Here is an 18,176-nt window from a genome sequence, read left to right as displayed (position 1 = left end):
GCCCCGGGGCCCGGGGCCGCGGCCGCGGCGGGCGGCGGGGTCCGGCGGATCGAGGGGCTGCTGCTCGGCCTGGCCGCGGGCGACGCCGCCGGCTGGCCCGCGGCCCGCCACCGCGCCAGCCGGATGCCCGAGTGGACCCGCCGCCTCACCCGCGAGCTCGACACCTTCGCCGAGCAGAACGCGACCACCACCCTCCCCGTCCCGATCGCCTTGAACCAGCCCCCCGAACCCCTGCGCCTCGGCCCGTCCGACGACGCCGAGTGGGCCGCCTTCGCCGCCGAGTCCGTGCTGACGGCGGCCGGGGTCCTGCTCAGCGACCTGAGCCGGTCGCGGCGGATGCGGGCCGCCATCGACCTGGCGTGGAACGCCCTGGCCAGCGAGGTCGCGGCCGCGGCCGAGCGGGCCCCGGAGGTGGAGTCGGCGGTGCTGCCGCTGCGCGCCCGGATCTCCGTACGGGCCGGCCTCGGCAACCTCGCCGCCGGCCTGCGCCCGCCCGCCACCGGGCACGACAACCCGCACTACTTCGACGACGCCGCCTGCATCCGCGCCTGCGTCCTGGCCGTCGTCCACCCCGGCGACCCGGCCGCGGCCGCCGACCTCGCCGAGTTCGACGCCCGCTACACCCAGGACGGCGACGGCGTCCACGGCGCCCGCGCCATGGCCGCCGCCATCGCCACCGCGCTCGGCGGCGCCGACACGGACACCGCCGTCGACGCGGCCCTCGGCCAGCTCCCCGAGGCCACCGAGATCGGCCGCAACGCCCGTCACGCCGTCACACTCGCCCGTACCCATACGGGCGGTGGCGGCGCGTTCGCCATCGTCCCCACTCTCGAGCACGAGATCGTGGACCACGTCTACAGCTACGGAATCGCCGCCGCCGAGACCGTCCCGGTCGCACTCGCCCTCGCAACCGCCGCCCGCGGCAAGGTCGTCGAGGCGGTCCCGGCCGCCGCCTGCCTGTCCCGCGTCGCGGACTCCGCGCCCGCCCTCGCCGGCGCGCTCACCGGCGCGCTCGGCGGCGGCGACTCGATCCCCGCCGCCTGGCGCGACGCCTGCCGGACCCTCTCCGGCTGCGCCCTGCCCCGCCTCGCGGGCACCGATCTCGTCGAACTCGCCGCGCTGCTGGCGCGTACGGAGCTCACCTCACCCAAGCCCAAGCCCCAGACCCAGACCATGCCCCAGGCCCAGACCCAAGGAATGATGATTCGGACATGACGCTCACATTGGAGGACCGGGCCGCAGGCGCGCTGGTCGGAGCCGCCGTCGGTGACGCCCTCGGCGGCCCGGTGGAGGGCTGGAGCCCGGAACAGATCGTGGAACGGCACGGCGGCCGGGTGCACGGCATCGTCGGCCCCTGGTACGCGGACTGGCGTACGGCCAGGCCGATCGCCCCGTACCACAAGGGCGACGGGCACGTCACTGACGACACCCTCATGACGCACGCGCTGGTACGGGTCTACGAGGCCGTGCGGGACCACCTGGACGCGTACGCGGTCGCCGAGCACCTGGTCCCGGACCTGATGTCGACACCGCGCTGGATCCCGGAGCTGGAGGCGCAAGCCCTGCCCCTGCAAAGGGTGTTCCTCGCGGAGAAGTGGATCGTCACCCGGATCCACTACGCCCACGCCGACCCGCGCGAGGCCGGCGAGGGCAACATCGTCAACTGCGGGGCGGCGATGTACATGGCGCCGGTCGGCATCGTCAACGCGGGAAACCCCGCCGGGGCCTACGCCGAGGCGCTGGACATCGCCGGGGCGCACCAGTCCTCGTACGGGCGGGAGGCCGCGGGAGTGTTCGCCGGGGCGGTCGCGGCGGCCTGCGTCCCCGGGGCCACGGCCGCGTCGGTGGTGGACACCGCGCTGTCCCTGGCCAAGGACGGCACCCGCGCCGCCATCGCGGCGGTACGCGAAGCCGCCTCGCGCCACCGGGACTTCGAGTCGGCGCTCGCCCCGCTCCGGGCGGCGGTGGCCCCGTACGACTCGGTCGGCCCGGACTACCGCGCGCCCTCGCTCGGCGCGCGCCGCCCCTCCCGCCTGCACTCCATCGAGGAACTCCCGATCGCCCTCGGGATGCTGCTCGTCGCGGGCGGGGCGTACGAGGCCTCGGTGCTCGGCGCCGTCAACTACGGCCGGGACTGCGACTCGATCGCCACGATGGCCGGGGCGCTCGCGGGAGCGATGGGCGGCGAGGCCGTGATCCCCGCCGCCTGGGCGAAGCAGGTCGCGGAGGCCAGCCGCCTGGACCTGCACACCCCGGCCGCGTCGCTGGCAGCCGTGGCCCGGGAGGTCTTCGCCCGCGACCACGGCCGCCGCCGTGCCCACGAGTCGGCCTTCGCCACCTTGACGGCCTCCCGATGACCTCCGACCGCCCGCCCCCGCCGGGGACCCCCACCCTGGCCCCGGCCCGCCCGGGGGCCCGCGCCCCGGTGACGGCCGATGCCCCCGCCCGGGGGCCCCGTCCGGTTGCGGGCCCTGCCGCCCACGACGCCGGTCTGATCCGGCTCACGTGGGCGCAGCCGGAGGATCTGGTCGGGCACGAGTTCCGGCAGGCGGCCGAGGACGGGCGGGCGCGGGCCGCCGAGCCCCTGCTGCGGGCCTGGCTGGCCGCCGGCGGGCACCCGGCGCCCGAGCGGGCCGGGGCCTCCCCCGCCCCGGCCCCGCCGCAGCTCCGCACCCTGGCGGCCCGCCTGCTGGACGAACTCGCCGAGCTCCCGCGCCCCCTGGGCCCCGACGAACCGGACTCCTGGCCGGCCATCACCGCCTCCTGGCCGGCCCCGGCGCCCGCCGGTGCCGGGGCCGCCGGGTGCGACCCCGGGCTGCGTCGCCGGCTGGAGGCCGCGTGGGTGGGACGGGCCGCCGGGTGTCTGCTCGGCAAGCCCGTCGAGAAGCTGCCGCTCCACGGGATCCGGGCGCTGGCCCGGGCCACCGGGAACTGGCCGCTCGACGACTGGTTCACCGCCGAGGGCGTCCCCGCCGAACTCCTCGCCGCCCACCCGTGGAACCGCCGCTCCGCCCCCACCTCCCTCGCCGAGAACATCGACGGCATGCCCGAGGACGACGACCTCAACCACCCGCTCCTCGGGCTCCTCCTGCTCCAGCGCCACGGCAAGACGTTCACCACCGCCGACCTCGGCCGCCTCTGGCTCGACGAACTCCCCGCCGGCCGCACCTTCACCGCGGAGCGCATCGCCTACCGCAACCTCCTCCAAGGGCTGGAGCCCCCCGCCACCGCCACCCGCCACAACCCCTTCCGCGAATGGATCGGCGCCCTCATCCGCGCCGACGTCCACGGCTGGACCAACCCGGGCGACCCGGCCGCCGCCGCGGCCCAGGCGTACCGGGACGCCGCCCTCACCCACACCGCCAACGGCGTCTACGCCGCGCTCTTCATCGCCGCCGCGACCGCGCGGGCCGCCACCGGCCGGGCTGACGTGCATACCGCGCTCCGGGCCGGACTGGCCGTCGTACCGCCCCGCTCACGCCTCGCCGAAGCCGTCCGCTTCGGGATCGCCACCGCGGAGCGCGAGGCCGACTTCGATCGCGTCGTCGACCGCCTGCACACCCGCTACGGCCGCCACCACTGGGTCCACGCCGTCCCCAACACCTCCCTGATCGCCGCCGCCCTCACGCACGCGGACGGCGACTTCGGCCACTCCATCTGCCGTGCCGTGTCCGGCGGTTGGGACACCGACTCCAACGGGGCCACGGCCGGCGCCCTGGCCGCGCTGATCGCCGGCGAGGTCCCGCACCGCTGGTCCGCCCCGCTGGGGAACCGCCTCGCCACGACCGTCGCCGGCTTCGACGGCATCGGCTTCGACACCCTCGCCCACCTCACCGCACAGGAGGCAGCACGCTCATGACGGCCATCGCCGTGCTCGGCAGCACCAACATGGACCTCGTCGCCTACGTCCCCAAGGCCCCCCGCCTCGGCGAGACCGTGACCGGCCGCGCGTTCCGCACCGTTCCCGGCGGCAAGGGCGCCAACCAGGCCGTCGCCGCCGCCCGCTCCGGCGGGGAGGTGGTGATGATCGGCGCGGTCGGCGCCGACGAGTTCGGCGTACGGCTGCGCTCCGCGCTCGCCGCGGCCGGGGTCGAGACGGCCGCGCTGCGCACCGTCGAGGGCGCCAGCGGAACCGCGCACATCACCGTGGACGACGAGGGCGGCAACAGCATCATCGTCATCCCGGGTGCCAACGCCCACGTCACCGGCCTGGAGGCGGGCGACGAGTCCCGCATCGCCGCCGCCGGCTCCCTCCTCCTCCAGCTCGAACTCCCCCTGGCCGCCGTCCTCGCCGGGGCCCGGGCCGCCCGCGCCCACGGCGTGCGTACGGTCCTCACCCCGGCCCCCGCCCAGCCCCTGCCGCCCGAACTCCTCGCCGCCACCGACCTGCTGGTGCCCAACGAGCACGAGGCGGCCGCCCTCACCGGGCTCACCGACCCCCGCCAGGCCGCCGAAGCGCTGCTGAACTACGTGCCCGAGGTGGTCGTCACCCTCGGCGCGGCCGGGGTGCTGTACGCCGCCCGCGGGCGGGAGCCGCTGACCGTGCCCGCGCCCCGGGTCCGGGCCGTGGACACCACCGCGGCCGGGGACACCTTCGTCGGCGCGCTCGCGGTGGCCCTCGGCGAGGGCCGGCAGGTGCCCGAGGCCCTGCGCTGGGCCTCCGCGGCCGCCGCGCTGTCCGTCCAGCGGCCCGGCGCCCAGGACTCGATGCCGTCCCGCGCCGAGACCGACGCCTTCGCCGGGCAAGAGGAACGGTCATGACCGGCACCGGCACCAGTACCGGCGTCTCCCCCGCCCCCCTCGCCGGACTGCGGGTCCTCGACCTGGCCACCCTCTTCGCGGGCCCCCTCGCCGCCACCCTGCTCGGCGACTTCGGCGCCGAGGTGGTCAAGGTCGAGCACCCCCACCGCCCCGACCCCTCCCGCGGCCACGGTCCCGCCAAGGACGGCATCGGGCTCTGGTGGAAGCTCCTCGGGCGGAACAAGCGGACGATGACCCTGGACCTCTCCACCCCGGGCGGCCGGGACACCCTGCTGCGCCTCGCCGCCACCGCCGACGTGATCGTGGAGAACTTCCGGCCCGGCACCCTGGAGCGCTGGGGTCTGGGCTGGCCCGAGCTGTCCTGCGCCAACCCGCGGCTGATCCTGACCCGCGTCACCGCCTTCGGCCAGCAGGGCCCGTACGCCCACCGCCCGGGCTTCGGCACCCTCGCGGAGGCGATGAGCGGGTTCGCCGCGATCACCGGCGAGCCGGACGGGCCGCCGACGCTGCCGCCCTTCGGGCTCGCGGACTCGATCGCCGCGCTGACCACCGCGTACGCCGTGATGACGGCGCTGGCCGGCCGCGACCGGACCGGGCAGGGCCAGGTCGTGGACCTGGCCATCATCGAGCCGATCCTGACGGTGCTCGGCCCGCACCCGCTCTGGTACGACCAGCTCGGCTACGTCCAGCCGCGCACCGGCAACCGCTCCACCAACAACGCCCCCCGCAACACCTACCGCAGTGCGGACGACCGCTGGCTGGCGGTCTCCACCTCCGCCCAGTCGATCGCCGAGCGCGTGCTGCGGCTGGTCGGCCGGCCCGAGCTGATCGCCGAGCCGTGGTTCGCCACCGGCTCCGGGCGGGCGGCCCATGCGCACGTGCTCGACGAGGCGGTGGGCGGCTGGATCGCCCGCCACAAGGCGGAGGAGGTCGTGGCCGCCTTCGAGGACGCCCAGGCCGCGGTCGCGCAGGTCTACGACGTACGGGACGTCATGGCCGACCCCCAGTACGCGGCCCTCGACACGGTCACCGAGGTCGAGGACCCGGAACTCGGCCCGATCCGCATGCAGAACGTCCTCTTCCGGCTCTCCGGGACCCCCGGCGGGATCCGCTGGGCCGGCCGCCCGCACGGCGCCGACACCGACGCCGTCCTCACCGAACTCGGCCTGAGCCCGGCCGAGATCACCGCTCTGCGCAGCGAGGGGGCCCTGTGATCCTGACCTGGCTGTACGTCCCCGGCGACCGCCCCGAGGTGGTCGCCAAGGCCCTGCGCTCCGGGGCCGACGCCGTGATCGTGGACCTGGAGGACGCGGTGTCGGCCTCCCGCAAGGAGTACGCCCGCGCCGCCACCGCCGAACTGCTCACCGGGCACCACCAGGTCCCCGTCCACGTACGGGTCAACGCCCTGGAGTCCCCCTGGGCCGGCGCCGACCTCACCGCCCTGAGCGGTCTGCGGGGCCTGGCAGGGCTGCGTCTGCCCAAGGTCTCCGCGCCCGAGCAGGTCTCCGGCGTCGCCGAACGCACCGGCGGGGTGGCCCTGTACGCCCTGTTGGAGTCCGCGCTGGGCGTGGAGCGCGCGTACGAGATCGGCCGCGCGCACCCCGCCCTGCGCGGGCTCTCCCTCGGGGAGGCGGATCTACGGGCCGACCTCGGGGTCAGCGCCGAGGCGGGGCTGGACTGGCCGCGCTCGCGGGTGGTGCTCGCGGCCCGTGCGGCGGGCCTCGCGCCCCCGGCCCAGTCGGTGTTCCCCGACATCCGGGACCTGGAGGCGCTGGCCGTCTCCTGCGCGCGCGGCCGCGCCCTCGGCTTCCTGGGCCGGGCGGCGATCCACCCGCGCCAGCTCCCGGTGATCGAGCGGGCCTACCTGCCCGGCCCGGAGGAGGTCACCGCGGCCCAGGAGATCGTCACGGCCGCGCGGGCCACGCCGGGTGCGCTGGCGCTGCCCGACGGCCGGTTCGTGGACCCGGCGGTCGTGGCGGCGGCGCACCGCACCCTGACGCTGTCCCGGCGCACCGACCGGTGATCCGCCGGTGACCCGCCGGGTTGATCAGCTGTTGAGGGCCGACCAGAGCCACTGGCCGCCGACCCGTACGTACAGCCGCTTGTTGACCGAGTCCACGGCCATCGTGCCGTCCAGCGGCGGGCGGGTGAAGGAGGCGTCGTCGACCGGTCCCGGGACCAGCCGCAGCGGCGGGTTCGGGGCGTTCTTGACCGGGATCGTGCCGGTGGCCTGGGCGCCGCTGCTGCCGTAGCTGTTCTCCACCCGGAAGTCGCCGGTGGACGACTGCTCGTAGTAGATGTGGGTGCCGGTCGGCGCGGTGCCGTAGAGGCCCACGACGTTGCGCAGCACCGCCGTCGAGCCGGGGCCGGAGTAGAGGGCCACGCCCGCGTTGACGGTGGCCTTGCCCGCCTTGTTGGCGATGACCACGTTCTCCAGGGCGCTGGAACCGGCCGCCCAGCTGATGATGTTGCGCGCGGTGGCCGGGGTGCCGGCCGCGAAGTCACCCGCGTAGCAGTAGATGTTCGTGGCGTAGACGTGCTTGGAGCCGGCGTCGGTCTTCAGGTGCGGGCCGCCCTGCATCCGGGAGGTCTCGAACTTGCAGTCCGTGATGTAGACGCCGTTGGGGTTGTTGGAGGTGACGGCGCCCTGGCCGATCCACAGCGCGCCGGTGCCGAAGGCCTCGAGGCGGCAGCCGGTGAAGTGGATCTGGTTGATGTTGTCCTGGCTGTAGCCCCAGGTGTCCGCGGTGGCGGAGGAGGCGTTGCGCAGCCAGATGTTGGGCTGGGTGGTGCTGCCGGTGGCGCCGGTGCTGTCCTCGATGACGAGGTTGTAGAAGCGGGAGTCCCAGAACTCGACGGCGTCGATGCACATGTCGTTGTTCGACGACATGAAGACGTCGCGGAAGTAGGAGTTGTTGTTGTAGTAGAGCTCCAGCAGCAGGCCGGTCTTGCGGTTGCCGTTGAAGCCGAGGTTCTCCACCGAGCAGTAGCGGCGGTGGGTGGAGCCCGTCGAGCCGGAGGTGCCGGTGCCGGACATCCGCAGCAGGATGCCGTCGCCGCCCTTGATGAGCGTGGCCGCCTTGGCGCCGGCGCCGGCCAGGCGGATGCCGTCGCCCTTGACGGCCAGGGCCGGCTGCCCGGCGGTGGGCTTGACCAGGTACTTCCCGACGGGGAAGTAGACGGTGCCGCCGCCCGCGGCGGCCGCCGCGTCGAGCGCGCGCTGGATCGCGGGGGCGTCGTCGGCCGCGCCGTCGCCGACCGCCCCGTACGTCTTCACGTCGAACCAGTCGGGCGTGCCCGCGGCCGTGGCCGCCGCGGCGGCCGTCCCGCCGGTGGTCATCACGGCGGCGCCGGCGGCCAGTCCGGCCACGGCCCCGGTGAGCAGCGCCCTGCGGGCGGTCTTCGGCTCTTCGGTCATGTTCTCCCCCTCGGCGACGATCATCGTCGGACATGATCATGCCAGGCGGGTGGGACAGGGCGCGGACATGCCGAAGGGGCGCCGCGTCCGCGCGGCGCCCCTTCGGTCGGACTGCTTCAGGCCTTGTCGACCTTGTCGACCTTGTCGACCGCGGGGGCGTCCTTCCCGAGGTCGACCGCCTTGCCGGTCTCGGCGGCGTCCGCGGCCTCGGCGTCCTTCGGCTCTGCCTGCGCGTCGGCTTCGGCATCGGCATCGGCATCGGCAGCCGCGTCGGCCGGAGCCGAGGCGTCCTCGGCCGGAGCGCCGGAGGGGTCCGGCTCCACGACTTCCTCGCGGCCCGGCCGCAGCTTCGCCGACAGCACGAAGTAGATGACGGCGAGGATGAACACGACGATCGAGGTCCAGACGTTCAGCCGCAGGCCCAGGATGTGGTGGGCCTCGTCGACCCGCATGTACTCGATCCAGCCGCGGCCGACGCAGTACGCGGCGACGTACAGCGCGAACGCCCGCCCGTGCCCGAGCTTGAAGCGGCGGTCGGCCCAGATCACCAGGGCGGCGACGCCGATGCACCACAGCGACTCGTACAGGAAGGTCGGGTGGTACGTCCCGGCGACCCGGTTCGGGCCGTCGCTGATCTTCACCGCCCAGGGCAGGTCGGTGGCGCGGCCGTACAGCTCCTGGTTGAACCAGTTGCCCCAGCGCCCGCAGGCCTGGGCCAGCGCGATCCCGGGGGCGAGGGCGTCCGCCCAGGCCGGCAGCGGGATGCCGCGCCGGCGGCAGCCGATCCAGGCGCCCACCGCGCCGAGCGCGATGGCGCCCCAGATGCCGAGGCCGCCCTGCCAGATCTTGAGGGCGTCGACCCAGTCGCGGCCCTCACCGAAGTAGAGCTGGTAGTCGGTGATCACGTGGTAGAGGCGACCGCCGACCAGGCCGAAGGGAACCGCCCACACGGCGATGTCCGCGACCGTGCCGGGCTTTCCGCCGCGGGCGACCCAGCGCTTGTTGCCGAGCCAGACGGCGACGAAGACGCCGATGATGATGCAGAACGCGTAGCCGCGCAGCGGGATCGGTCCGAGATGGATCACGCCGGTCGACGGACTGGGAATGAAGGCAAGGTTCATGGCAGACCCGACGCTACCCTGCCGGGCGGCGGGGACCGCAACCGCCCGGCAAGGTGCTGCTGAATCGAGACGGACCCAAACCCGCCCTACTCCTGCGAAGTCCCCCGGGTGGCGGACCTGGCGGCGCCCGCCTTCGGCCTGGCGGACGCCGAAGCCGAAGCCGACGCAGACGCCGACGCCGACGCCGACGGGGACGCCGGGGACTTCGGGGCGGCCGACGCTCCGCCCGTGCCCTTGGCGGCCGCCTCCACCTGCTCCTTGAGCTTCTGCGGGGTCACCGGATTGGCCTGGTCGGCGAAGATGTCCTTGCCGTCGAGCTGCACGGTCGGGGTGCCGCGGAACTTCCCCGCGCGGAAGGCCTCGTTCGACTTCTTCACCCAGGCGTCGTGCTTGCCGTCCTCGACGCACGAGCGGAACTCGGCGGTGTCGAGCCCCTCCACCTTGCCCGCGAGCTCCAGCAGCTTCGCGTTCTTCCCGTACACGTCGTTGACCTCCTCCGGCTGGTTCTGGAAGAGCAGGTCGTGGTACGCGGGGAACTTGCCGGCGTCCTGCGCGCAGGCGGCCGCATTGGCGCCGCGCAGCGATCCGCTGCCGCCCATGTTCCCGTCGATCAGGGTCACCAGGTGGTAGTCGGCCTTGAGCAGCCCCTTGGCCTCCAGCTCCTGGATGACGGTCCGGTAGTTGTCCTCGAAGGCCTTGCAGGCCGGGCAGCGGAAGTCCTCCCACACGGTGAGGGTGGACTTGGCCCCGTCCTTGCCGGCCCGGATGGCGAGCGCGTCCTTGCCGGTGGCTCCCGAGGGGGCCACCACGGGACCGCCCTTGGCCGAGGAGCCGTCCTTTCCGGTGTTGGCCGCGATCAGGCCGACGACGGCCGCGAGGCCGAGTACGCCGACCACCGCCGACGCCACGACGAGGGTCCGCCGGCGCTTGTCCCGGGTCTTCTGCCGCTCGCGCTCCACGAGGAGTCGCTCCCGGGCCGATCGTTTCGTCGCATCGCGGTTCGCACCGTCGTTCTTCTCGCTCACGTTCGGCCAAACGAAGCGGGGAGGCACTCGCGTGCCTCCCCGCTCCCGTTTCCACTCGAACGGGCTACAGAACCCCGGCCGGGGCCCGCCCGGCGTCAGGACCTGCGTACGCCTTCCGCAAGCTCGCCCGCCAAAGCCCGCACGGCGGCCAGGCCCGCGGCCTCGTCCGGTGCGTCCAGCAGCAGCTTGACGAAGGCCGAGCCGACGATGACGCCGTCGGCGAAGCCGGCGACCTCCTTGGCCTGGACGGCGTTGGAGACCCCCAGGCCGACGCAGACCGGCATCTCGGTGGTCGCGCGGGTGCGGCGCACCAGGTCCTGGGCCTCGTTGCCGACCGATTCGCGGGTGCCCGTGACGCCCATCAGCGAGGCGGCGTAGACGAAGCCGGAGCCGGCCGCCGTGATGGTGGCCAGGCGCGCGTCCTTGCTGCTGGGGGCCACGACGAAGACGGTCGCCAGAGCGTGCTTCTCCGCGTGCTCGCGCCACAGCGCGGACTCCTGGACCGGCAGGTCGGGCAGGATGCAGCCCGCGCCGCCGGCCGCGGCCAGCTCGGCCGTGAACCGCTCGACGCCATAGCGGTCGATGGGGTTCCAGTACGTCATCACCAGGATCGGGGCGCCGGTCGCCTCGTGCGCCTCGCGCACGGTGCGCAGCACGTCGGCGATCTTGACGCCACCGCGCAGGGCGATGTCGTCGGCGGTCTGGATGATCGCGCCGTCCAGCACGGGGTCGCTGTGCGGGAGGCCGATCTCGACCACGTCCGCACCGCCCGCGAGGACCGCCTTGGCGGCCTCGATGGCCCCGTCCACGGTCGGGAAGCCGGCCGGGAGGTAGGCGACGAGGGCCGCGCGGTTCTCGGACTTGGCCTTGGCGAGCGTCCTGCTCAGCAGCTCGATGTTGCCGGTGCTCACTTCGACTCCCCTTCGGCAGCGCCGTCGTACAGCCCGAAGTAGCGGGCCGCCGTGTCCATGTCCTTGTCGCCGCGGCCGGAGAGGTTGACCACGATCAGCCCGTCCTTGCCCAGCTCCTTGCCCAGGTCGAGGGCGCCGGCCAGGGCGTGCGCGGACTCGATCGCCGGGATGATGCCCTCGGTGCGCGAGAGCAGGCGCAGCGCCTGCATCGCCTGGTCGTCGGTGACCGCGCGGTACTCGCCGCGGCCGGTGTCCTTGAGGTAGGAGTGCTCCGGGCCGATGCCCGGGTAGTCCAGACCGGCCGAGATCGAGTACGGCTCGGTGATCTGGCCCTCCTCGTCCTGGAGGACGTAGCTGCGGGAGCCGTGCAGGATCCCGGGCTCGCCGGCGGTCAGGGTGGCCGCGTGCTCGCCGCTCTCCACGCCGTGCCCGGCGGGCTCGAAGCCGACCAGGCGGACGTCGGCGTCCGGGATGAAGGCGTGGAAGAGGCCGATGGCGTTGGAGCCGCCGCCGACGCAGGCCGCGACGGCGTCGGGCAGCCGGCCCGTGCGCTCCAGGATCTGGCGGCGGGCCTCGACGCCGATGACCCGGTGGAAGTCGCGGACCATGGCCGGGAAGGGGTGGGGACCGGCGACCGTGCCGAAGAGGTAGTGGGTCCGGTCGACATTGGCGACCCAGTCGCGGAACGCCTCGTTGATGGCGTCCTTGAGGGTGCGGGAGCCGGACTTCACCGCGATGACCTCGGCGCCGAGCATCCGCATGCGGGCGACGTTCAGCGCCTGGCGCTGGGTGTCGATCTCGCCCATGTAGATGGTGCACTCGAGGCCGAAGAGGGCGCAGGCGGTGGCGGTGGCCACGCCGTGCTGGCCGGCTCCGGTCTCGGCGATGACGCGGGTCTTGCCCATGCGCTTGGTGAGCAGCGCCTGGCCCAGCACGTTGTTGATCTTGTGTGAGCCGGTGTGGTTCAGGTCCTCGCGCTTGAGGAAGATCCGCGCACCGCCGGCGTGCTCGGCGAAGCGGGGCACCTCGGTGAGGGAGCTGGGGCGGCCCGTGTAGTTGACCATCAGGTCGTCGAGCTCGGCCGCGAAGGCCGGGTCGCTCTTGGCCTTCTCGTACTCGACGGCGACCTCGTCCACGGCGGCGACGAGCGCCTCGGGGATGAATTTGCCGCCGAAGTCGCCGAAGTAACCCTCGGCGTTGGGGACGTGACCCTCCGGGTCCGGGATGAAGAACTCGCTCGCGGTGCTGGACATGCCAGGTGCTCCTACGGATTGCGGCACGGGTGGTTTTCACCGTATTGCGCCGTCCGTCCGTCGCGCGCACACCCCGCTGGGGCATGCCGTGCGTACGGTACGGAGCGTCCCGCCCCCGGAGCCGGTGGTCGGCCGGGGCGACAGGACGTACGGGGACGCCGGCGTCCGCGGTGTACGGCGTACACCGGGGCGGCACTCCTCGTTACGGCGCGACTCCGCCACGCCATCGCATGCCGTTGACCTGACCGGGCTCGGAGCCGATCACGTACCGCACCCGCCGCCCGTGCACGCGCCGGGCCGGGGCGCGGCAGCCGCGAGGGCGGCAGCCGCGCGCCAGGGGCGCGTGCGCCGTCGGCACGGCGGCCGGGCCGGAGCCCGGTCGGGTGCGGACGCAGGAGCGGTCGGGTGTCATGGGTTCGGGTCAGCTCCGCCCGTGGCGCAGGGCGGGGTGGGCGCCGGCGGCCACGAGGTCGGCCACGGCCGCCTTCGGGTCGCGTCCGGTCACCAGGGACTCCCCTACGAGGACGGCGTCGGCGCCCTCGTTGGCGTAGGCGATCAGGTCGTGCGGCCCACGGATGCCGGATTCGGCGATCTTGACGATGTGGGCCGGGATCTCGCCGACGACGCGCTCGAAGGTGGAGCGGTCGACCTTGAGGTCCTTGAGGTTGCGGGCGTTGACGCCGATGATCTTGGCACCGGCGGCGACCGCGCGCTCGATCTCCTCCTCGTCGTGGACCTCGACGAGCGGGGTGAGGCCGATGGACTCGGCCCGCTCGATGAGGGAGACGAGGGCCTCCTGGTCCAGGGCCGCGACGATCAGCAGCACCAGGTCGGCGCCGTAGGCGCGGGCCTCCCACAGCTGGTACGCCGTGACGATGAAGTCCTTGCGCAGGATCGGGATGTCCACGCGGGCGCGGACGGCCTCCAGGTCGGCCAGCGAGCCGCCGAAGCGACGCTGCTCGGTCAGCACGGAGATGACCGCCGCACCGCCCGCCTCGTAGTCTGCGGCGAGCGCGGCCGGATCGGCGATGGCTGCCAGCGCGCCCTTGGACGGGCTGGAGCGCTTGACCTCGCAGATCACCTTGACGCCGTCGCCGCGCAGGGCCGCGACGCCGTCCTTGGCCTGGGGCGCCTTGGCGGCACGCTCCTTGAGCTCGTCGAGGCTGACGCGCGCCTGCCGTTCGGCAAGGTCTTCGCGGACCCCTTCGATGATCTCGTCGAGCACACTCACGCGAGCGGCCCCCTTCCGGGTCGATGACGGTCGGCCGCCTTGCGGACACGTTCAACTGCAAGGTCGGCAATTCAAATGGTATCCGCAGGACGCCTTGCCCTCCGCACGCGGTTGACGGCGTCCCATTAAGTGGACATTCGGAATCTGCACTTCATCTATACCTCAGGGCGCCAGTGCCGAGCCCAGGGGCAAGTTTCGGACAACCGAGAAGACCAAGGCCACCGCGCCGATCCCCCACCAGTACAGCGGCCTCAGGGCGAACCGCGGAGACGGGCCGCCCCGACCGGCGCGAACCAGCCAAAGGATCATGAAGCCCGCGAAGACGAAATAGCCCACCACCGCCATCGCGTTTGCCCCGAAAGCAGCGGCGAGATCGCCGTGGGCGAACGCGTGCGCACTGCGCAGTCCGCCGCAGCCCGGGCAGAGAATTCCGGTGAGCCGGAACAGTGGGCAGACCGGATAGTGGCCGGGCTCGTTCGGGTCCACGGTGCCCACGTACGCGAGCGCCGCGGCGGCCGCGGCCAGCGTGAGCGCCGGGGTGGCCAGCCGCCGGGCCCGGGAGGAGGCCGCGGCGGGCGCCGCCGGGGGCGCCGAGGCCGGGGGCGGCACTGCGTCGGAAGTGCGAGAGGCGTCCACCAGCTGATTCTCTCCGCTCATGACAAAAGGCGCAGCCCGACAGGGCCGCGCCTCTCGAAGCCGACGGTCGTGACGTCGACGCTGCCGCTCAGACCTTGGCGGGGACCTTGGCGGCGGCGTTGGCGGCGATGACCTCGGCGAGGTCGTTGTGGGTGGCCTTCGGCGCACCCATGCCCGCGGCCTTCATCGCCATGCCCACGACACCGCCGAGCGCGACGACGACGAGGCCGGCCCAGAAGCCGAGGGGGTTCGCCAGCACCATGAAGGCGCCGGAGACGCAGAAACCGATGAAGGCGATGATGACACCGGTCCAGGCGGCCGGGGTGTGTCCGTGGCTAGTGCCCGCCATGAGTTGCTCCTCGTTGCTCTGTCGCACGTCGCACGTGCTGTGTCGAACGCTCGGTGGTCATTGTCCCGCACCGGGCGGGGTCCGCGTCCAGCGGGTCGGTCCGGGCCCGGTCGCGGGGTGGTCGCGGGCCGGTCGCGCTCTCAGCGGGTCGGGTCCTCGCCCCGGTCCAGGGCCTTCCACAGGTCCTCGGGCCGGTCCGGATCCACTGCCGCGGCCCTGCGGGCACGGGGGCTCCCGTCACGCTCGTAGCGGCCGCCCATGGCCGGCCAGCCCCGTCCGTAGCGCAGGGCCAGCAGCCCCGCCACCAGGATCAGGGCCGCCCCGGCCGCCGTGATGTAGGGCCACGCCGTGTGCGTCAGTCCGGCCACGTGCGCCGCGGTGTCCGCCGCCGCACGGGCGGCCTCCGCGTCGAGCGCCCGGCGGCCGTCGGCGTTGAAGACGGCCGCCAGCGCCGCGCCCAGGCCGCTCAGCGCGAGCAGCCCGGACACCAGCAGCCGGCTCTTGCCGCGTACGGCGAAGACGGCGACCAGGGCGGCCAGGCCCACGATGGCCAGGGCCGCCGGAAGGCCGGTGACGGCCCGCCCGTCCGCGGTCAGCGGCAGCGAGCCGCCGCCGAGGGCGGCGGTCCCGCGGGCCCAGACGCGGCCGGAGGCGAGCAGGACGACGGTGGCGCCGAGCGTGCCGAGCAGCAGGGCCACGGCCACGCTGCGGCGGCTGCTGCGGCCCTCCGCGGCGTCGGGGCCCGCGGGCTCGGAGGCGGCATCGTTTCGGGGCGGGGGTACGGCACTCACGTACCCCACTATCCCCTACCGGCTCAGCGGCTGTGGAGCCGGTTCGCCGCTCCCACCGCGCGGAGCACGGCGGCCGCCTTGTTGCGGCACTCCTTGTCCTCCAGCTCGGGCACCGAGTCCGCGACGACACCCGCGCCGGCCTGGACGTACGCCGTCCCGTCGCGCAGCAGCGCCGTACGGATGGCGATGGCCGTGTCCGAGTCCCCGGCGAAGTCGAGGTAGCCGACGCAGCCGCCGTACAGACCGCGGCGGGAGGGCTCCAGCTCCTCGATGATCTGCATGGCGCGCGGCTTGGGCGCGCCGGACAGGGTGCCGGCCGGGAAGCAGGCGGTGAGCACGTCGAAGGCGGTCTTGCCCTCGGCGACGCGGCCCGTCACGGTCGAGACGATGTGCATGACCTGCGAGTACCGCTCGATGGTCATGAAGTCGACGACCTCGACGGAGCCCGGCTCGCAGACCCGGCCCAGGTCGTTGCGTCCCAGGTCGACGAGCATGAGGTGCTCGGCGCGCTCCTTCGGGTCGGCCATCAGCTCGTCCGCGAGGTCGTTGTCCTCCTGCGGGGTCGCGCCGCGGTGGCGGGTGCCGGCGATCGGGTGCACCATGGCGTGGCCGTCCTCGACCTTGACCAGGGCCTCGGGGCTGGACCCGACCACGTCGAAGCCGTTCTCGAAGCGGAACAGGTACATGTACGGGGACGGGTTCGTGGCCCGCAGCACCCGGTAGACGTCCAGCGCGGAGGCGAGGCAGGGGGTCTCGAACCGCTGCGAGGGCACCACCTGGAAGGCCTCGCCGGCCCGGATCCGCTCCTTGATGTCCACGACGGCCGCCTGGTACTCCTCGCCGCCCCACCGCGCGTCGTAGGGGGGCAGTACGGAGACCGGCAGCGGGGCCGGGGTGTAGGGGGCGGGCCGGCCGAGATCGGCCTCCATCGCGTCGAGCCGCGCGACGGCGTCCGCGTACGCCTCGTCCACACCCGTGTCGAGGTCGTTGTGGTTGATGGCGTTGGCGATGAGCAGGACCGTGCCGTCCCAGTGGTCCATGACCGCCAGGTCGGAGGTGAGCAGCATGGTCAGCTCGGGCAGCTGGAGGTCGTCGGTGCCGTGCTCGCCGATGCGCTCCAGGCGGCGCACGATGTCGTAGCCGAGGTAGCCGACCATGCCGCCGGTGAAGGGGGGCATGCCGGAGGCGAGGTCGCGGGGGGTGTGCAGGGCCTCGACGGTCAGCCGCAGGGCCTCCAGCGGGTCACCGGTGGTCGGGACGCCGATGGGCGCGGAGCCGATCCAGTGGGCCTGGCCGTCCCGGACGGTCAGGGTCGAGTCGCTCCGTACGCCGACGAAGGAGTAGCGGGACCAGGAGCGGCCGTTCTCGGCGGACTCCAGCAGAAAGGTTCCCGGACGTTCGCCGGACAGCTTGCGGTAGAGCCCGACGGGGGTGTCCCCGTCGGCCAGCAGCTTGCGGCTCACGGGGATGACGCGGCGGTCGGCCGCGAGCTTGCGGAACGTCTCGAGATCCATCGGGTGGGACCTTTCCTAACCTATTCGGCGGCCTGGCCGGAGGCGTCGGCCAGGGGCAGGACATCGGCATCGAAGCAAGTGCGAGCGCCGGTGTGACAGGCCGCCCCGACCTGGTCCACCTTGACGAGCACGGTGTCGGCGTCGCAGTCGAGGGCGACGGACTTCACGTGCTGGAAGTGGCCGGAAGTATCCCCCTTCACCCAGTACTCGCCGCGGCTGCGCGACCAGTACGTGCAGCGGCCGGTGGTCAGGGTCCGGTGCAGGGCCTCGTCGTCCATCCAGCCGAGCATGAGCACCTCGCCGGTGTCGTACTGCTGGGCGATGGCCGGTACCAGACCGTCCGCGGAGCGCTTGAGACGCGCGGCGATGGCGGGGTCGAGGGAAGACGTACTCATGGGTGCCATTGTGCCGCGAGAAGGTCGCGGTTACGGATCACTGTCCGCCTGATGAGCAGCCGTGCGGCGGGTTCCGGCCGTAGGCTGGCCCGCATGTCTACCCATGCGAAGCGTGAACGACTGCTGCTGGCCGATCTGTTGGAAGCGGCCGGCCCGGAGGCGCCGACGCTGTGCGACGGCTGGAGTGCGCGGGAGCTGGCGGCGCACGTGGTCGTCCGGGAGCGCCGGCCGGACGCGGCGGGCGGTCTGCTGCTGAATGTGCTCAAGGGACGGCTGGACGCGGCGATGGCCGAGTACGCGGCCAAGCCGTACGAGGAACTGATCCAGCTGATCCGCACGGGCCCGCCGAAGCTGTCGGTGTACGCGCTGAAGCAGATCGACGAGGCGGCGAACGCGGTGGAGTTCTTCGTGCACGCGGAGGACGTGCGGCGGGCGCAGCCGGACTGGTCGCCGCGGGTGCTGGACCCGGTGTTCTCGGACGCGCTGTGGTACCGGCTGGAGAAGCTGGCCCGGCTGACGGGCCGCCGCTCCCCGGTGGGCCTGGTGCTGCGCCGCCCCAACGGCCAGACGGCGGTGGCGCACAAGGGCGCGCCCGTGGTGACGGTGACCGGCGAACCGGGTGAGCTGACGCTGTTCTGCTTCGGCCGCCAGGACGCTGCCGCGGTGGAACTGGACGGGGAGAAGTCGGCGGTGGCCGCCCTGACGACGGCGAAGCTGGGCATCTGACCCCACTGCTGGGGCTCCGCCCCGGACCCCGGGCGGAGCCCGGGG

Annotated in this window: 19 protein-coding genes; 7 read left to right on the top strand and 12 right to left on the bottom strand. The window is 73.8% G+C overall.

The features are described 5' to 3' along the window. The 6 genes from ACFWBF_RS34995 to ACFWBF_RS34970 all read left to right on the top strand — a co-directional run. Positions 1–1,215 (top strand): ADP-ribosylglycohydrolase family protein (locus tag ACFWBF_RS34995; protein ID WP_385608881.1); only part of this gene is annotated, 1,215 nt, incomplete at its 5' end. Next, a complete protein-coding gene (locus tag ACFWBF_RS34990) occupies positions 1,212–2,357 on the top strand; it encodes an ADP-ribosylglycohydrolase family protein (protein WP_385608880.1) in 1,146 nt (381 codons plus the stop codon). The genes ACFWBF_RS34995 and ACFWBF_RS34990, both read left to right, overlap by 4 nt. After that, complete coding sequence (locus ACFWBF_RS34985; protein WP_385608879.1) at positions 2,354–3,859, top strand: ADP-ribosylglycohydrolase family protein; 1,506 nt, start codon at positions 2,354–2,356, stop codon at positions 3,857–3,859. The genes ACFWBF_RS34990 and ACFWBF_RS34985 overlap by 4 nt, the downstream gene beginning before the upstream one ends. Further along, positions 3,856–4,761 carry a ribokinase gene (gene rbsK / locus ACFWBF_RS34980; RefSeq protein ID WP_385608878.1) on the top strand — a complete coding sequence of 302 codons (906 nt, stop codon included), beginning with the start codon at positions 3,856–3,858 and terminating at the stop codon, positions 4,759–4,761. Before ACFWBF_RS34985 ends, rbsK begins: the two co-directional genes overlap by 4 nt. Further along, the gene (locus ACFWBF_RS34975) at positions 4,758–5,975 is read left to right on the top strand and encodes a CaiB/BaiF CoA transferase family protein (RefSeq protein WP_385608877.1); all 1,218 of its coding nucleotides are present in this window, start codon (positions 4,758–4,760) and stop codon (positions 5,973–5,975) included. Before rbsK ends, ACFWBF_RS34975 begins: the two co-directional genes overlap by 4 nt. Beyond that, positions 5,972–6,784, top strand: coding sequence for an HpcH/HpaI aldolase/citrate lyase family protein (locus ACFWBF_RS34970; protein ID WP_385608876.1), 813 nt, complete (start codon positions 5,972–5,974; stop codon positions 6,782–6,784). The genes ACFWBF_RS34975 and ACFWBF_RS34970 overlap by 4 nt, the downstream gene beginning before the upstream one ends. Positions 6,785–6,808: 24 nt before the next feature. On the opposite strand, the gene ACFWBF_RS34965 is transcribed toward ACFWBF_RS34970, so the two are convergent. The 12 genes from ACFWBF_RS34965 to hisI all read right to left on the bottom strand — a co-directional run bounded on the left by ACFWBF_RS34965 (position 6,809) and on the right by hisI (position 17,414). Beyond that, positions 6,809–8,203 carry a glycosyl hydrolase family 28-related protein gene (locus ACFWBF_RS34965; protein WP_385608875.1) on the bottom strand — a complete coding sequence of 465 codons (1,395 nt, stop codon included), beginning with the start codon at positions 8,201–8,203 and terminating at the stop codon, positions 6,809–6,811. A 92-nt stretch (positions 8,204–8,295) separates the two neighbouring features. Then, positions 8,296–9,300: a prolipoprotein diacylglyceryl transferase gene (gene lgt, locus ACFWBF_RS34960; RefSeq protein WP_385608874.1), complete on the bottom strand. Its 1,005-nt coding sequence runs from the start codon at positions 9,298–9,300 to the stop codon at positions 8,296–8,298. Positions 9,301–9,386: 86 nt separating this feature from the next. Continuing rightward, entirely contained in the window at positions 9,387–10,325 is a 939-nt protein-coding gene (locus tag ACFWBF_RS34955; RefSeq protein WP_385608873.1) for a DsbA family protein, read from the bottom strand. Positions 10,326–10,420: 95 nt separating this feature from the next. Continuing rightward, positions 10,421–11,236, bottom strand: coding sequence for a tryptophan synthase subunit alpha (trpA, locus tag ACFWBF_RS34950; protein WP_385227385.1), 816 nt, complete (start codon positions 11,234–11,236; stop codon positions 10,421–10,423). Then, on the bottom strand, positions 11,233–12,489 hold the full coding sequence (trpB, locus tag ACFWBF_RS34945; protein ID WP_385608872.1) for a tryptophan synthase subunit beta: 1,257 nt from the start codon (positions 12,487–12,489) through the stop codon (positions 11,233–11,235). The genes trpA and trpB overlap by 4 nt, the downstream gene beginning before the upstream one ends. A 202-nt stretch (positions 12,490–12,691) precedes the next feature. Beyond that, entirely contained in the window at positions 12,692–12,901 is a 210-nt protein-coding gene (trpM, locus tag ACFWBF_RS34940; protein ID WP_385608871.1) for a tryptophan biosynthesis modulator TrpM, read from the bottom strand. Positions 12,902–12,910: 9 nt separating this feature from the next. Further along, positions 12,911–13,720 carry an indole-3-glycerol phosphate synthase TrpC gene (gene trpC, locus ACFWBF_RS34935; protein ID WP_385608870.1) on the bottom strand — a complete coding sequence of 270 codons (810 nt, stop codon included), beginning with the start codon at positions 13,718–13,720 and terminating at the stop codon, positions 12,911–12,913. Positions 13,721–13,882: 162 nt separating this feature from the next. Next, entirely contained in the window at positions 13,883–14,377 is a 495-nt protein-coding gene (locus tag ACFWBF_RS34930; protein WP_385608869.1) for a DUF2752 domain-containing protein, read from the bottom strand. A 67-nt stretch (positions 14,378–14,444) separates the two neighbouring features. After that, a complete protein-coding gene (locus ACFWBF_RS34925; RefSeq protein ID WP_385608868.1) occupies positions 14,445–14,705 on the bottom strand; it encodes an HGxxPAAW family protein in 261 nt (86 codons plus the stop codon). Between the two features lie 140 nt (positions 14,706–14,845). Further along, positions 14,846–15,505: a TIGR02234 family membrane protein gene (locus ACFWBF_RS34920; protein WP_385608867.1), complete on the bottom strand. Its 660-nt coding sequence runs from the start codon at positions 15,503–15,505 to the stop codon at positions 14,846–14,848. Positions 15,506–15,519: 14 nt separating this feature from the next. Further along, positions 15,520–17,010, bottom strand: coding sequence for an anthranilate synthase component I (locus ACFWBF_RS34915; RefSeq protein WP_385608866.1), 1,491 nt, complete (start codon positions 17,008–17,010; stop codon positions 15,520–15,522). A gap of 20 nt (positions 17,011–17,030) precedes the next feature. Continuing rightward, positions 17,031–17,414: a phosphoribosyl-AMP cyclohydrolase gene (gene hisI / locus ACFWBF_RS34910; RefSeq protein WP_385608865.1), complete on the bottom strand. Its 384-nt coding sequence runs from the start codon at positions 17,412–17,414 to the stop codon at positions 17,031–17,033. 84 nt (positions 17,415–17,498) lie between these two features. Here hisI and ACFWBF_RS34905 point away from each other — a divergent pair, with 84 nt between their 5' ends. Beyond that, a complete protein-coding gene (locus tag ACFWBF_RS34905) occupies positions 17,499–18,131 on the top strand; it encodes a TIGR03085 family metal-binding protein (protein ID WP_385608863.1) in 633 nt (210 codons plus the stop codon). Positions 18,132–18,176: the final 45 nt, after the last annotated feature.

Origin of the sequence: Streptomyces sp. NPDC060028, assembly GCF_042736725.1 — a bacterium.
GTDB lineage: Bacteria > Actinomycetota > Actinomycetes > Streptomycetales > Streptomycetaceae > Streptomyces.
The sequence above is the reverse complement of the archived record's forward strand: the minus strand, read 5'-3'. Positions and strand labels throughout refer to the sequence as shown.

Excerpts from the sequence above, each read along its gene's own strand:
- ACFWBF_RS34990 (WP_385608880.1), top strand. The coding sequence starts at position 1,212 with ATGACGCTCACATTGGAGGACCGGGCCGCAGGCGCGCTGGTCGGAGCC.
- ACFWBF_RS34985 (WP_385608879.1), top strand. The coding sequence starts at position 2,354 with ATGACCTCCGACCGCCCGCCCCCGCCGGGGACCCCCACCCTGGCCCCG.
- rbsK (WP_385608878.1), top strand. The coding sequence starts at position 3,856 with ATGACGGCCATCGCCGTGCTCGGCAGCACCAACATGGACCTCGTCGCC.
- ACFWBF_RS34975 (WP_385608877.1), top strand. The coding sequence starts at position 4,758 with ATGACCGGCACCGGCACCAGTACCGGCGTCTCCCCCGCCCCCCTCGCC.
- ACFWBF_RS34965 (WP_385608875.1), bottom strand. The coding sequence starts at position 8,203 with ATGATCGTCGCCGAGGGGGAGAACATGACCGAAGAGCCGAAGACCGCC.
- lgt (WP_385608874.1), bottom strand. The coding sequence starts at position 9,300 with ATGAACCTTGCCTTCATTCCCAGTCCGTCGACCGGCGTGATCCATCTC.
- trpB (WP_385608872.1), bottom strand. The coding sequence starts at position 12,489 with ATGTCCAGCACCGCGAGCGAGTTCTTCATCCCGGACCCGGAGGGTCAC.
- trpM (WP_385608871.1), bottom strand. The coding sequence starts at position 12,901 with ATGACACCCGACCGCTCCTGCGTCCGCACCCGACCGGGCTCCGGCCCG.
- ACFWBF_RS34930 (WP_385608869.1), bottom strand. The coding sequence starts at position 14,377 with ATGAGCGGAGAGAATCAGCTGGTGGACGCCTCTCGCACTTCCGACGCA.
- ACFWBF_RS34925 (WP_385608868.1), bottom strand. The coding sequence starts at position 14,705 with ATGGCGGGCACTAGCCACGGACACACCCCGGCCGCCTGGACCGGTGTC.
- ACFWBF_RS34915 (WP_385608866.1), bottom strand. The coding sequence starts at position 17,010 with ATGGATCTCGAGACGTTCCGCAAGCTCGCGGCCGACCGCCGCGTCATC.
- hisI (WP_385608865.1), bottom strand. The coding sequence starts at position 17,414 with ATGGCACCCATGAGTACGTCTTCCCTCGACCCCGCCATCGCCGCGCGT.
- ACFWBF_RS34905 (WP_385608863.1), top strand. The coding sequence starts at position 17,499 with ATGTCTACCCATGCGAAGCGTGAACGACTGCTGCTGGCCGATCTGTTG.